This window comes from Oerskovia merdavium, from assembly GCF_014836755.1.
Taxonomy (GTDB): Bacteria; Actinomycetota; Actinomycetes; order Actinomycetales; family Cellulomonadaceae; genus Oerskovia; species Oerskovia merdavium.
Genome location: NZ_JACSQF010000012.1, coordinates 34,688 through 46,842, shown reverse-complemented (window position 1 = coordinate 46,842; position 12,155 = coordinate 34,688). Strand labels below are relative to the sequence as shown.

General features: G+C 73.9%; 15 protein-coding genes. 7 read left to right on the top strand and 8 right to left on the bottom strand.

Annotation, left to right across the window (positions count from 1 at the left end; genetic code table 11):
- Positions 1-5: 5 nt before the first annotated feature.
- Positions 6-635, bottom strand: coding sequence for a histidine phosphatase family protein (locus tag H9641_RS12485; RefSeq protein WP_191804229.1), 630 nt, complete (start codon positions 633-635; stop codon positions 6-8).
- Positions 636-802: 167 nt separating this feature from the next.
- On the opposite strand from H9641_RS12485, the gene H9641_RS12480 reads away from it, so the two are divergent.
- Positions 803-997 (top strand): hypothetical protein, encoded by a 195-nt coding sequence (locus H9641_RS12480; protein WP_056652938.1) that lies wholly within the window; start codon positions 803-805, stop codon positions 995-997.
- Positions 998-1,276: 279 nt separating this feature from the next.
- Here H9641_RS12480 and H9641_RS12475 read toward each other — a convergent pair whose 3' ends face one another.
- A complete protein-coding gene (locus tag H9641_RS12475) occupies positions 1,277-3,184 on the bottom strand; it encodes an FAD-dependent oxidoreductase (protein WP_191804227.1) in 1,908 nt (635 codons plus the stop codon).
- Positions 3,185-3,258: 74 nt separating this feature from the next.
- Here H9641_RS12475 and H9641_RS12470 point away from each other — a divergent pair, with 74 nt between their 5' ends.
- The 6 genes from H9641_RS12470 to H9641_RS12445 all read left to right on the top strand — a co-directional run bounded on the left by H9641_RS12470 (position 3,259) and on the right by H9641_RS12445 (position 6,130).
- Entirely contained in the window at positions 3,259-3,444 is a 186-nt protein-coding gene (locus tag H9641_RS12470; protein ID WP_191804225.1) for a hypothetical protein, read from the top strand.
- Positions 3,441-3,908 (top strand): hypothetical protein, encoded by a 468-nt coding sequence (locus H9641_RS12465; protein ID WP_191804223.1) that lies wholly within the window; start codon positions 3,441-3,443, stop codon positions 3,906-3,908. The genes H9641_RS12470 and H9641_RS12465 overlap by 4 nt, the downstream gene beginning before the upstream one ends.
- Positions 3,909-3,919: 11 nt before the next feature.
- Complete coding sequence (locus tag H9641_RS12460; RefSeq protein ID WP_191804221.1) at positions 3,920-4,180, top strand: metal-sensitive transcriptional regulator; 261 nt, start codon at positions 3,920-3,922, stop codon at positions 4,178-4,180.
- Positions 4,181-4,348: 168 nt separating this feature from the next.
- Positions 4,349-4,957 carry a DinB family protein gene (locus H9641_RS12455; RefSeq protein ID WP_225220413.1) on the top strand — a complete coding sequence of 203 codons (609 nt, stop codon included), beginning with the start codon at positions 4,349-4,351 and terminating at the stop codon, positions 4,955-4,957.
- Between the two features lie 123 nt (positions 4,958-5,080).
- Positions 5,081-5,752: a DsbA family oxidoreductase gene (locus H9641_RS12450; RefSeq protein WP_191804220.1), complete on the top strand. Its 672-nt coding sequence runs from the start codon at positions 5,081-5,083 to the stop codon at positions 5,750-5,752.
- A gap of 216 nt (positions 5,753-5,968) precedes the next feature.
- On the top strand, positions 5,969-6,130 hold the full coding sequence (locus H9641_RS12445) for a hypothetical protein (protein WP_191804218.1): 162 nt from the start codon (positions 5,969-5,971) through the stop codon (positions 6,128-6,130).
- 134 nt (positions 6,131-6,264) lie between these two features.
- On the opposite strand, the gene H9641_RS12440 is transcribed toward H9641_RS12445, so the two are convergent.
- The 6 genes from H9641_RS12440 to H9641_RS12415 form a co-directional block, all read right to left on the bottom strand.
- On the bottom strand, positions 6,265-7,140 hold the full coding sequence (locus tag H9641_RS12440; RefSeq protein ID WP_191804216.1) for an ABC transporter ATP-binding protein: 876 nt from the start codon (positions 7,138-7,140) through the stop codon (positions 6,265-6,267).
- Between the two features lie 2 nt (positions 7,141-7,142).
- Entirely contained in the window at positions 7,143-8,222 is a 1,080-nt protein-coding gene (locus H9641_RS12435; RefSeq protein WP_191804214.1) for a FecCD family ABC transporter permease, read from the bottom strand.
- Positions 8,219-9,277: a FecCD family ABC transporter permease gene (locus H9641_RS12430; RefSeq protein WP_191804213.1), complete on the bottom strand. Its 1,059-nt coding sequence runs from the start codon at positions 9,275-9,277 to the stop codon at positions 8,219-8,221. Before H9641_RS12430 ends, H9641_RS12435 begins: the two co-directional genes overlap by 4 nt.
- 13 nt (positions 9,278-9,290) lie before the next feature.
- Positions 9,291-10,349, bottom strand: coding sequence for an iron-siderophore ABC transporter substrate-binding protein (locus H9641_RS12425; protein ID WP_191804211.1), 1,059 nt, complete (start codon positions 10,347-10,349; stop codon positions 9,291-9,293).
- A 271-nt stretch (positions 10,350-10,620) separates the two neighbouring features.
- A complete protein-coding gene (locus tag H9641_RS12420) occupies positions 10,621-11,601 on the bottom strand; it encodes a DNA-3-methyladenine glycosylase family protein (protein ID WP_225220412.1) in 981 nt (326 codons plus the stop codon).
- Positions 11,602-11,666: 65 nt separating this feature from the next.
- Positions 11,667-12,089, bottom strand: a complete 423-nt coding sequence (locus H9641_RS12415) for an ester cyclase (RefSeq protein WP_191804210.1) — start codon at positions 12,087-12,089, stop codon at positions 11,667-11,669.
- Positions 12,090-12,155: the final 66 nt, after the last annotated feature.

Below are 12,155 nucleotides of genomic sequence, written 5' to 3'. Positions count from 1 at the left end.
CCATCTCACGCCGTCGGCAGGTTCCAGCCCTCCATGGTGTGCAGGCCGTGGCCGTGGCCGAGCAGGCTCACGCTCGCGGTCCCGAGCTCGAACCGTGCCGCGGTCGCGGGGCCCAGCTCGAGCCACACGGCCGCGAGCACGCGCAGCAGGTGCCCGTGCGCGACGAGCAGCACGTCGCCACCGTCGTGCAGCACGGGCTCGACGCGCCGGACGACGGCTCGCGCACGCTCGGCGACGTCGTCGAGCGTCTCGCCGGGCCAGGTCCCCGCCGTGCCTGCCGCACCCTGCGCGCCGGGGACGACGTGCACCCCGTCGCGGAAGATGAGCCAGTCCCGCCCCAGCTCACGGCTCACGTCGTCGGCCGTGCGTCCCTCGACCGGACCGTAGTCCCACTCGGCGAGGTTCGGGTCGGCCACCGCGTCGGGGAAGCCTGCGAGCTCGGCGGTCCGTCGGGCGCGCAGCAGGGGGCTGCGCAGCTCGAGCGCGAACCGGCGCCCCGCGAGGAACGCCCCGGCGCCGCGCGCCTGCTCCTCGCCGTGCGGGGTCAGGGGGATGTCGCTCGTCCCGGTGTGCTGCCCGGTCAGGCTCCACTCGGTCTCGCCGTGCCGCAGGAGCACGAGCTGGGGGTCGGGCATGGGGGGCCTCCGGGCAGTCGGGACGTGGTCCTCCGAGCATCCCTCAGGCCCGACGGCGCAGCACCCGCAGGGCGCTCGCGTCGCCCCGCGCAGGGGCCGGGGACGGGCGGGGTGTGACGGAGTCGGGGGTCGTCGGATGCCGGTCGGTACCTCTAGGCTCGACGGTCATGACTACCTACTCGATCCTGACGGTCACCGCTGCGCTGCGAGGCGAACCGTTCGAGGCCGAGAGCGACGAGGCGGCGCTCGACGTCGTCCGGTCACGCAAGCGCAGCGGGAACCTGCCGCTGACGTCCTTCACGCTCCAGACCTCCGACCAGCGCACCGTGGCGTCGTGGTCCGGGGCGCACGAGGTCGTCTGACCGGTCCGACCGACCGCCGCCGTCGGGCGAGAGCCGCGACGGCGCCCGGCTCAGGCGACGCCGTCGAGGCCCACGATCGACAGGAAGACCACGAGCGAGGCGAGCAGGACGACGGCGACGCCCACCGAGACGAGCAGGACGGTGCGGGGACGGACGGGCATGGTGCTCCTGCCGGGGTTGCTGGCGCACGGGCCGCGAGTGCCGCGCCGTGCGGCGCGGCCGGCAGCGGGTGCGGGGACCCGACCATCGTAGGCAGCCCCGGCACCGCCGCCGGCCGGGTCAGGCCCTGGCGCCCGCGAGCTCCTCGGCCTCGGCTGCGTCGCTCACCCGGCGTGCGAGCGTGCCGTCGCGCCACGTGAGGTACCCGCCGTCGAGGTTGCGCACGTCGTAGCCGAGCTGGCTCAGGAGGCGCGCGGCGGTGTGCCCGCGCTGCCCCACCTGGCAGTGCACGACGACGGTTGCCCCGGTCGGGATCTCGGCCGCGGCCCGTGCGCGCAGCTCGTCGAGCGGCACGTTGAGGGCAGGCAGCATGTCCGTACCGGCACGGTCGTCACCGGGCTCGTCGTCGCCTGCGCGGCCCGCGACCTCGACGGTCCCGCGGGCGTGCTCGCCCGGTGTGCGGACGTCGACCAGGGTCGCCCCCCGGGCGACGAGGACGTCGAGCTCGTGCCACTGGACGCTGCGGGTCTCGCCCGCGCGCAGGTTGTCGGCGACGTAGCCGAGCATGTTGACGGGGTCCTTGGCCGAGCCGTACGCCGGGGCGTACGCGAGCTCGAGGTCGGCCAGGTCGGAGGCGGTGAGGCCGCCCGCGATGGCCGTGGCGAGGACGTCGATGCGCTTGTCGACGCCGTCGCGCCCGACGCCTTGGGCGCCCAGGATCAGGTCGGTCTCGGGGTCGACCAGCAGCTTGAGGGCCATCTGGCTCGCCCCCGGGTAGTAGCCGGCGTGCTGGGCGGGGTGCGTGTGGATCGCGCGGTAGGGGCGGCCCTCGGCGCGCAGGCGCTTCTCGTTGCGTCCCACGGCCGCTGCCGTGAGGCCGAACACCCCGACGACGGCCGTGCCCACCGAGGCGCGCATGCCGGTGCGGCGACCGAGGATCACGTCGGCGACGTGGCGGCCGTGCCGGTTGGCGAGGTTCGCGAGCGGGACGAGCGTGGGCTCGTCGGCCGAGCCCGTGCCCGAGGCCGCCAGGGCGTCGCGCTTGGTCGCGGCGTCGCCCACGGCGAACACGTCGGGGACCGAGGTGCGCAGGTCCTCGTCGACCAGGATGCCGCCGCGAGGGCCGACCTGGGCGCCCGCGAGGACCGCGAGCTCGACGTCGGGTCGGACGCCGATCGCGGCGACCACGAGGTCAGCAGGAACCTCGCCGCGCGGCGAGCCGTCCGCGGACGTGAGCTCGGCCGTGCCAGGTCCGAGCGCGCCGACCTGCGTGGACGTACGGACGTCCACGCCGTGGGCCTCGAGCTCCTGACGGACGCGGACCGCCATCTCGGGGTCGAGCGGAGCCAGGACCTGGTCGGAGAGCTCGACGAGCGTCACGGCCAGGCCGCGGTGGACCAGGTTCTCGGCGACCTCGACCCCGACGAACCCTCCGCCGATCACGACGACCGAGCGGGCGGGCGCGCGGAGGTGGTCGGTCGAGGGCTCGCCCAGGGGCGCAGGTGCGCCGGTCGGGTCGGTTGTCTCCGATGGGTCGGCTGCGCCGGTCGGCGCGTCGACGCCGGCGCCGACGGGGAAGCCATCGGCCGCGCTGCCTTCGATCGCGGCGACGATCCGGTCGACGTCGGACACGTCGCGCAGCACGAGAGCGCGCTCCATGCCGGGCGCGGGCGGGACGATCGGGCGCGCGCCGGGGCTCAGGACGAGGCGGTCGTAGTTCTCGACGTGGTCCAGGCCCGTGGTCAGGTCGCGGACCGTGACGGTGCGGGCGGCGGCGTCGACCCCGGTCACGCGGTGGCGGACGCGGACGTCGATCCGGAAGCGGGCCGCGAGCGACTCGGGGGTCTGGAGGAGGAGCGCGTCGCGCTCCTCGATGACTCCGCCCGCGTAGTACGGCAGACCGCAGTTGGCGAACGAGACGTGCTCGCCGGCCTCGAGGACGACGATCTGGGCGTCCTCCGAGAGACGGCGCAGACGGGTGGCCGCGGACATGCCCGCCGCGACTCCTCCGACGATGACGATCTTCATGCTTTCCTCCTGGGGTTCGGGACGACTATACCCCGGGGGGTATATTGATCATCAACCCGATCAGGAGGATCACCATGTGCAGAGCTGTGACCTGCAAGAAGTGCGGCAAGACGACGTGGGCCGGCTGCGGCCAGCACGTCGACGACGTCATGCGGGGCGTCCCGCGCAAGGACCGGTGCGAGGGGCACGCGGCCGAGCCGTCCCAGGGCGCGCCCCAGGGCTCGTTCCTCGCGAGGCTGTTCGGGTCGAACAGGTCGTGACCGAGCCCCTCGTCGATGCGGCGACGGCACCCGGACGGCACCTGCCCGGCGTGAGCGCCGACGCGACCGCAGGGCCGGTCGCGGTGCAGGTCCGGCGGCAGGTGTGGGGGAGGCGCCGGCTCGTGGTCGGCGCCGCCCTCGCGCCCGGCCTGCTCTGGCTGCTCGTGCAGGCGGGCGGCGGATGGACGCCCGCGGCCATGCCCGGGTGGGTCGCCCTGCTCGCGGTGGTCGCCGTCGTCGGTGGCCTCACGCTCGCGAGCTACGTCCCGGCCCGGGGCGAGTCATGGCGGGATACCCTCGGGTGCTCGCCGTGCGCGGCCGTCTCGGGAGGCACCGTCCTCGCGGCGGCGTTCCTGGTGGGCCAGGCGCCGCACCAGGTCGGGATGGCGCTGCCCGCGCTGGCTGTTGTCCTGTTCGGGCTGGTGCAGCGCACGAGCAGCACGCGCGACGCGTGCGTGCGATGAGAGGAAGAGTCATGGAGCTCGACAAGGGCGAGATGAAGAAGGTCTCGAACCGGCTCAAGCGCGCCCAGGGGCAGCTCGCCGCGGTCGTGCGGATGGTCGACGAGGGCGGCGACTGCGCCGACCTCGTGATGCAGCTCTCCGCGGTGTCCAAGGCGCTCGACCGCGCAGGGTTCGCGATCATCGCGTCGGGCATGAAGCAGTGCCTCACGGACGACGAGAACGGCCCGGCCGACGTCCAGAAGCTCGAGAAGCTCTTCCTGTCCCTCACGTAGGCCGAGTGGCCTGGTGGCCGGCGGCGGGCGCGCGCCGCCGGCCGACCGCCGCTCCCGCAGGCGGACCACCCGGGCCCCGGGGGATGATCGCGGAGGAGAGCAGGACGCCCGGGGCGCGCGGCGCCGTCGGGCACGAGCGAACCCCGACCCCGCACCCAGGAGCCACGCATGAGCGACGACGCGACCTACGGCAGCCCCGCCTTCGACTGGTCCGTGCTGACCGTCCCGACCCCGCTCGCCATGGTGCGCGGCCAGCTCGGCTTCTCGTGGCTCGAGGTCCTGGGACGGCTCGTGACCCTCGAGCAGGAGGAGTTCGAGTGGGAGCCCGGGCCCGACGCGCTGCGCGTCGTGCGGCGCGGCGACGAGCGCACGCCCCGCACGCTCGGGGTCGGTGAGTGGGTCATGGAGTGGCCCGAGGGCTCCGACTCGCCCCAGCCGCGGACCATCGCCTGGCTCGTCGCGCACCTCACCGAGGCGTTCTTCGAGCGGTGGGAGTGGACGTTCGGCGACAGGATCGCCCGGCGGGACGCCGTCGCGTTCTCGGGTGAGGTGGATCCCGCGATCACGGGTCTGACGCGCTGGGTGGACCTGTGGCGCGACGGCGTCGACTCGCTCCCCGAGGACCAGGTCTTCACGGTCGGGCTCGGCCAGGCGACCGAGATCGACGCGCAGGCGCCGTTCGGCCACCTCGTGCTCCACATGAACCGCGAGCTCATCCACCACGGCGCCGAGATCATGGTGCTGCAGGACCTCTACCGGGCGCGGCACGCGGGCTGAGCCGGCTGGCCGCCCGGCTGCCCGGCCGCCCGGCCGGGCACCGCCGACGCCGCAGAGGCGTCCGTCGGCAGGATCACACCGTCCCGGGGAATCCCCAGGACGTCCCGGTCGTTGAAACCCGTCATGAGCGAAAAGGTGAAGGTCGACATCTGGTCCGACGTGGCGTGCCCCTGGTGCTACGTCGGCAAGCGCCGCTTCGAGACGGCGCTGGCCGGGTTCTCGGGCCGCGACGACGCCCCCGAGGTGGAGATCGAGTATCACTCGTTCGAGCTCGCACCGGACACCCCGGTCGACTTCGAGGGCACCGAGGTCGACTTCCTGGCCAAGCACAAGGGCATGCCCGCTGGCCAGGTCGAGCAGATGCTCGGACAGATGACGACCGTCGCGGCGGCGGAGGGGCTCGCGTACGACTTCGACGCCCTCCAGCACACCAAGACCCTCAAGGCGCACGAGCTGCTGCACTTCGCGAAGTCCCGCGGCAAGCAGGTCGAGATGAAGGAGCGCCTCCTCAAGGCGTACTTCGAGCAGGGTCGCCACGTCGGCCGTGTCGACGACCTGGCGGAGCTCGCCGCAGAGGTCGGCCTGGACGCCGACGAGGTCCGCACGGCCCTCGAGAACGGTGACTTCGAGGACGCCGTCGAGCAGGACATCGCGCAGGCTCGCGCCTACGGCATCAGCGGCGTCCCGTTCTTCGTGTTCAACGGAAAGTACGGGGTCTCGGGCGCGCAGGACCCGGCAGTCTTCACGCAGGTCCTCGACCAGGTCGTCGCGGACGCCGCGGAGTCTGTGGCCTGACCGTCCGCTCCGTCCTCCTCGGGACGCACGCCACCTACCGCGTGGAATGCGACCGAGATCACAGGAGGAGCGGTAGCAAATGCGACCGAGTATCAGCCAGACTGTCGGGAAACCCGCAGCGTCGCTGGTCCTCGGTGGCAGTGCATCCGTCCTCCCCTCGAGACGATGCCCGCCCACCCGCCACGAGCATCGCAGCACGTGACTTCAGGAGATCCCATGACTGACACCACTCAGGACAGCCCTTTCCACTCGATCGCGAACCCGCGTCGCACGACCCTCATGACGGTCTCGGCCGCCGAGGCCGCCGCGCCGTTCACGATGATCGGCAACGACGACGCCGCGGTGTGCGTCGACGGGGTGTGCGCTCTCCCGGAGTGACCCGCTCCCGCCGAGCACGAGGTTCCGTGCGCTCGAGAACGGGGTTCCGGTCGTCCTGAGGCTCAGATCGACCGCAACCCCGTTCTGGGCAGGGCCGTCGACGTTCTCGGCAGCACCGTCGACGGGACGCAGGCTCAGCCCCGGTGGTGGCGCCCCATCGGCACGAGGGTCGGCGTCCCCGTGATCGGGTCGGGCACGACGAGCGAGTCCAGGCCGAACACCTCGCGCACCATCCGGGCGTCGACGACGTCGCCCGGCGCGCCCTCGGCGTGGACGCGGCCGTCGCGCATCGCGACCAGGCGGTCGGAGTAGCGGCACGCCATGTCGAGGTCGTGCAGCACCATGACGACCGTGGTGCCGCGCGACTCGTTGAGGTCCACGAGCAGGTCCAGCACGTCGATCTGGTGCGCGATGTCGAGGAACGTCGTCGGCTCGTCGAGCAGCAGCAGGTCGGTGCGCTGCGCGAGCGCCATCGCGATCCACACGCGCTGCCGCTGCCCGCCCGAGAGCTCGTCGACGGACCGCTCGGCCAGGTCGAGCGTGCCGGTCGAGGCGAGCGCGTCGGCCACGGCCTCGTCGTCGCCCGCGGTCCAGCGCCGGAACCAGCCCTGGTGGGGGTAGCGGCCGCGGCCCACGAGGTCGGCGACCGTGATGCCGTCGGGGGCCACGGGGCTCTGCGGCAGCAGGCCCAGCGTGGTCGCGACCTGCTTGGTGGGCAGCGTGCGGATGTCCTCGCCGCCGAGCAGGACGGCCCCGCCCACGGGCTTGAGCAGGCGTGCGAGGCCGCGCAGCAGCGTCGACTTGCCGCACCCGTTGGAGCCGACGATCGACGTGATCTTCCCCGCCGCGATCGTCAGGCTCAGGTCCTCGACGACGCGTCGCTCGTCGTACGCGAGCGACACGTGGTCGGCTGCGAGCGTGTGCGTCCCGGCGGTGCGCGCGTCGGCACGGTGCCCGACGGCGTCGCTCGCCTCGGGCGCGCCCCCGGGGGTCTCGGGGTGGTCGGTCATTCTCAGCCTCCGCGTCCGGAACGGTTGGTGCGCACGAGCAGCCACAGCAGGTAGGGGGCGCCGACGATCCCCGTGACGACGCCCACGGGCAGCGTCACGTCGGGGATCGCGAACTGTGCGACGAGGTCGGAGCCGAGCACGAGCAGCGCGCCCACGAGCGCCGCGGGCACGAGCGCGAGCCGGCCGTCGCCCAGGGTGCGTCGGGCGATGGGGGCCGCGACGAGCGCGACGAACGCGACGGGGCCCACGACCGCGACGGCCGACCCCGCGAGCCCCACGGCCACGAGGATCAGCAGGAGCCGGGAGCGCTCGACGCGGATGCCGAGCGCGGCCGCGGCGTCGTCGCCCAGCTCGAGCGAGCGCAGCCGCGGGGCCAGGAAGGCCGTGAGCGGCACGAGCACCGCGAAGCAGACGAGCAGCGGGTTGAGCGTCGACCAGTCGGAGCGGGCGAGCGAGCCCGTGATCCACACGAGCGCGGCCTGCGCGTCGCGCACGTCGCTCGTCGTGAGGACCCACGAGACCACGCTCATGCACAGGGCCGCGACGCCGATCCCGATCAGGACGAGCCGGTACCCGGCCACGCCGCCGCGCCACGCGAGCAGGTAGATCGCGACGGCCGCGACGAGCGACCCGGCGAGCACGAGCCCCGTGAGCGCGAGCCCGCTGATCCCCAGGACCACGACGCCCACGACGCCCGCAGCGCTCGCGCTCTGCGTGATCCCGATGATGTCGGGGCTCGCGAGCGGGTTGCGCACGATCGACTGGAACAGCGCGCCCGACAGCCCGAGCGCGGCCCCCACGACCAGCGCCGTCAGGAGGCGGGGGAGGCGCAGCTCGACGACCACGAACTGCGTGAGGACGTCGGCACGGCCCAGGACCGTGTCGAGGATGCCGGACAGCGGGACGGCCGCGTCACCCAGCGTCAGCCCGACCGCCGCGAGCACCACGAGCGCGACCGACAGGCCCGTGACCAGGCGTGCCTCGCGCACCCGCCCGCGGTGACGCGAGGCCCGGGCGACGTCGACGCCCGGGCGATCGGCGCCGTCGGGCACGCCGTGCGGGACGGTGACCGGGGCGCTCACAGCGACACCGTCTTCCCGCGCCGGACCAGCGCGATGAACAGGGGCGCCCCCACGACGGCCGTGACCACACCGACCTGGAGCTCGCCCGGCCGGGCCACGACGCGGCCGATCACGTCGCACCCGATGAGCAGCACGGGCGCCGCGACGGCTGCGTAGGGCAGCACCCACCGGTAGTCCAGGCCGACGACGTAGCGCGCCACGTGCGGGACGACGAGCCCCACGAACGCGACGGGGCCGACGGCCGCGGTCGCGGCCCCGCACAGCAGGACGATCGCGATGCCCGCGACGACCCGCGTGCGGGTCACGTCCTGGCCGAGACCGCGGGCGACGTCGTCGCCCAGGGCCAGGCCGTTGAGCGATCGCCCGAGCCCGAGGGCCAGCACGAGGCCCACGACGACGAACGGCAGCACCTGCCACACGACCGTCGAGCCGCGGGCCGCGAGCGAGCCGACCTGCCAGAAGCGCATGAGGTCGAGCGCCGCGCGGTCGACCAGGAGGACCGCGGTCACGACCGACGTCAGCGCCGCCGTCACGGCCGCTCCGGCGAGCGCGAGCTTGACGGGCGTCGCACCCTCGCGACCGACGCTCGCGACGCCGTAGACCACGGCCGCCGCGACCGCCGCGCCGGCGAACGCGAACCACACGTAGCCGCCGACCTGCGAGACGCCGAAGAACGAGATCGCGCCGACCACGAAGAGCGAGGCTCCCGCGCTGATGCCGAGCAGGCCCGGGTCGGCGAGCGGGTTGCGTGTCAGGCCCTGCATCAGGGTGCCCGCGGCGCCGAGCGCAGCCCCCGCGACCAGGCCCACGAGCGTGCGGGGCACGCGCTTCTCGATCACCACGAGGTGGTCGGGGTTGGTCGGGTCGTAGCTCGTGAGGGCGTCCACGACGACGCTCAGGGGCAGGGCGTTGGCCCCGACCGCGAGGCTCAGCGCGCACACCGCGGCCAGCGCGACGAGCAAGGTGGCGAGTCCGATGACGAGACGCCGACGACGGGCCGGGCGACGAGAGGTCGCCCGGCCCGTGCCGGCGTCTGTGCTGTGGGTCGTGCTCATGGGTGGTGCGAGACTACGACACCTTCTCGGCGGCGGCCGCGAGCTGCGGCACGTACTGGTCGAGCATCCACGGGATCGAGAGCGCGGTGGGGGCGCTCGACGCCATGACGAACGACTCGCCGACGATCGGGGCGAAGCGGCCCTCGGCCACGGTGGGCATCGCGGCGATGACCGGGTCGGCCACGAACGTGTCGACGTCGGCCTGCGTCGCGAAGTACATGATGAGGACGTCGGCGTCGATCTTGGAGACGTTCTCGTAGCTCAGCGGGTACCAGAAGGTGCCGGCGGTCGGGTCGGCGTCGAGCTCCTCGACGCTCGGGGAGAGCGTCATGCCCAGGTCCTCGACGACCTGCACGCGCGGGTCCTCGGCGCGGTAGACGTTGAGCTGGTCGGCCGTGTTGGCCGCCGCGTACAGGAACGACTTGCCCTCGATGACCGGGAACTCGGCGGCCTGGGCCGCGATGCCGGCGTTCGTCTCCTCGATCAGCGCGTCGGCCTCGTCGGACAGGCCCAGGGCGTCCCCGACGATGTCGAGCTGGTCCTGCCAGGACAGCGCCCACGGCTGGTCCGGGTACGCGACGACGGGCGCGATCTTGGAGAGCTTGTCGAACTCCTCCTGCGTGATGCCCGAGTAGGGGGCCAGGATGACGTCGGGCTCGGCCGCGACGACCTCCTCGAACGGCACCTCGCTCGTGTCGCCGCCCGAGAGCAGGGTCGGCGTCTCGGCGCCCATCTCGTCGAGCTTCTCGGCGACCCAGGGGAGCACGCCGTCCTCGTTGCCGCCGTACGTGTAGGCGGGCATGGCGACGGGCACGACGCCCAGCGCCAGGACGGCGTCCTGCGTCGACCAGCCCCACGTCACGACGCGCTCGGGCTTGGACTCGATGACGGCCTCGCCGAGCGCGCTGTCGATCGTGACGGGGAAGGCGCCCTCGGACGCGGCGGCGTCGGTGGCGGGCGTCGAGGCGGCGTCGGTCGACCCGCCCGAGCAGGCGCCGAGCGCGAAGGCGGTGGCGACGGTCGCGGCGACCAGTGCCGCGGGCCGGAGCCGTCGAGAGATGGTGCGAGACATGATGCTCCTCGGTCGATGCTGCGCGGGGAAAGACGGTGCTAGAGGTAAGGCTAACCTCATCGGCTGGGAGCGTCGGGTGATGGGGCGCGGCGAAGGCCGTGGGATCGTTCACAACACGGTGTCATCTCCCGGCCGGGCGGTGTCGAGGAGCGGCCGGACTGGGCGCGGGGGCGGGTGCCGGGGCCGGGGAGCGGTGCCGAGCACGAGGTTGCGGTCGTTGTGACGGCCACAGCGACCGCAACCTCGTGCTCGACCGCACGGAACCTCGTGCTCAGTTCCCCCGGTGGTCCTGGATCGACAGCCTCGGCCCTCGCCGCGGCGCGTGCCCCAGCCCCGACACCTCGAGCAGCCGCACGACGCGGTACCGGTGCGGTGCGTAGGGGGAGAGCAGCCGCAGCATCCCGGCGTCGTCGGTCCGTTCGCCGGTCAGCGCCCACCCGACGGCCTTGGCCAGGTGGAAGTCCCCGACCGACACCGCGTCCGCGTCGCCGAGCGCCCGCTGCGCGACCTCGGCGGCCGTCCACACCCCGACCCCGGGCACGAGCTGCAACCGCGCCTGCGCGGCAGCGGGTTCCATCGCGGCGCACTCCTCGAGCCGTCGCGCGACGCGCGCGCACTCGACCACGGTCCGTGCCCGCCGCGGGTCGACACCGGCCTGGTGCCACTCCCACGTGGGGATCGTGGCCCAGGTCCGGGCGTCGGGGACCACGCGCATCCCGTCGGGGGCGGGTCCCGGCGCGGGCGTCCCGAACCGCGTGACCAGCCGGCGCCACGCGTGGTGCGCGGTCACGGTCTGCACCTTCTGCTCGAGGACCGCGGGCACCAGGGCCTCGAGCACCCGCCCGGTGCGGGGGACGCGCAGCCCGGGGTGCCGGCGGTGCGCGTCCGCGAGGCGGGCGGGGGGCTCGAAGGAGGCTGCGTCGTCGGGCTCCCCGAGGAGCGACGGGAGCGACGCCGCGAGCTCACCGGAACCGGGCCCCCACACCTGCCCGACGACGTCACGCACCCCCGCCTGCACCAGGCGGTAGGTCACGGGTCCGGTCGGGAAGAGGCTCGTGCGCCAGAGACCGGCCCGCGGGCCGCTCGGCACCATGCGGAACGTGGGGTCGTGGGGGCCGCGCACGAGCTTGGCGAGGGTCGAGTGCAGGTCGAGCGGGCGCTCGGAGTGCAGGGCGAGGGGGAGCGGGTCGGGAGAGCCGTCGACCGCCCGCGCCCCGGCGAGCGCCGGTGCGGAGAGCGGGGATGCGGTCATCGCCCCAGTGTCGCACCGCCACCTGGGACGACGACGGCCCGTGCGGCCCCGTGCGGTCGGTCGGCTCAGCCCGCGGCGAGCTGTGCCGTCAGGCCTGCCCTGTCGATCTGCATCCAGTACTCGACGATCAGCCCGTCCTCGACCCGGTACACGCAGCTCGCGACCTGGACCAGGGGCCGACCTGTCGGGGCGTGGCCGTCGACCTCGCCCACGTGGTTCGCCTCCTGCGTCCACCGCACGTAGACCTTGTCGCCTGCGGCGAGGACCTCGTCGACCGTGAGCCGGAACGGCCCGTACGCCGCGAGCATCTCCTCGACGTGCTCGGCGTACTGCTCGGGCGTGCGCTCGACCGTGGTCGGCGCCTCGGCCTGGACCTGGTGGGCGCGCACGCGGGGAGCCATGAAGTCACCGGCCCGGTGCGGGGCCGTGCCCGAGCGGACGACGGCGAAGAACTCGCGGACCAGGGCCTCGGGCGTGGGATGAGTCATGGGGACATTCTGTCGAGCCGCAGTCGGTGCCGACGGGCGGTTCCAGGACGGGGGGGGGGGGGGGGG

Bases quoted from the DNA above. Each gene is read 5' to 3' on its own strand.
- H9641_RS12485 (WP_191804229.1), bottom strand. From the start codon at position 635: ATGCCCGACCCCCAGCTCGTGCTCCTGCGGCACGGCGAGACCGAGTGG.
- H9641_RS12480 (WP_056652938.1), top strand. From the start codon at position 803: ATGACTACCTACTCGATCCTGACGGTCACCGCTGCGCTGCGAGGCGAA.
- H9641_RS12475 (WP_191804227.1), bottom strand. From the start codon at position 3,184: ATGAAGATCGTCATCGTCGGAGGAGTCGCGGCGGGCATGTCCGCGGCC.
- H9641_RS12470 (WP_191804225.1), top strand. From the start codon at position 3,259: ATGTGCAGAGCTGTGACCTGCAAGAAGTGCGGCAAGACGACGTGGGCC.
- H9641_RS12460 (WP_191804221.1), top strand. From the start codon at position 3,920: ATGGAGCTCGACAAGGGCGAGATGAAGAAGGTCTCGAACCGGCTCAAG.
- H9641_RS12455 (WP_225220413.1), top strand. From the start codon at position 4,349: ATGAGCGACGACGCGACCTACGGCAGCCCCGCCTTCGACTGGTCCGTG.
- H9641_RS12450 (WP_191804220.1), top strand. From the start codon at position 5,081: ATGAGCGAAAAGGTGAAGGTCGACATCTGGTCCGACGTGGCGTGCCCC.
- H9641_RS12445 (WP_191804218.1), top strand. From the start codon at position 5,969: ATGACTGACACCACTCAGGACAGCCCTTTCCACTCGATCGCGAACCCG.
- H9641_RS12440 (WP_191804216.1), bottom strand. From the start codon at position 7,140: ATGACCGACCACCCCGAGACCCCCGGGGGCGCGCCCGAGGCGAGCGAC.
- H9641_RS12430 (WP_191804213.1), bottom strand. From the start codon at position 9,277: ATGAGCACGACCCACAGCACAGACGCCGGCACGGGCCGGGCGACCTCT.
- H9641_RS12425 (WP_191804211.1), bottom strand. From the start codon at position 10,349: ATGTCTCGCACCATCTCTCGACGGCTCCGGCCCGCGGCACTGGTCGCC.
- H9641_RS12420 (WP_225220412.1), bottom strand. From the start codon at position 11,601: ATGACCGCATCCCCGCTCTCCGCACCGGCGCTCGCCGGGGCGCGGGCG.
- H9641_RS12415 (WP_191804210.1), bottom strand. From the start codon at position 12,089: ATGACTCATCCCACGCCCGAGGCCCTGGTCCGCGAGTTCTTCGCCGTC.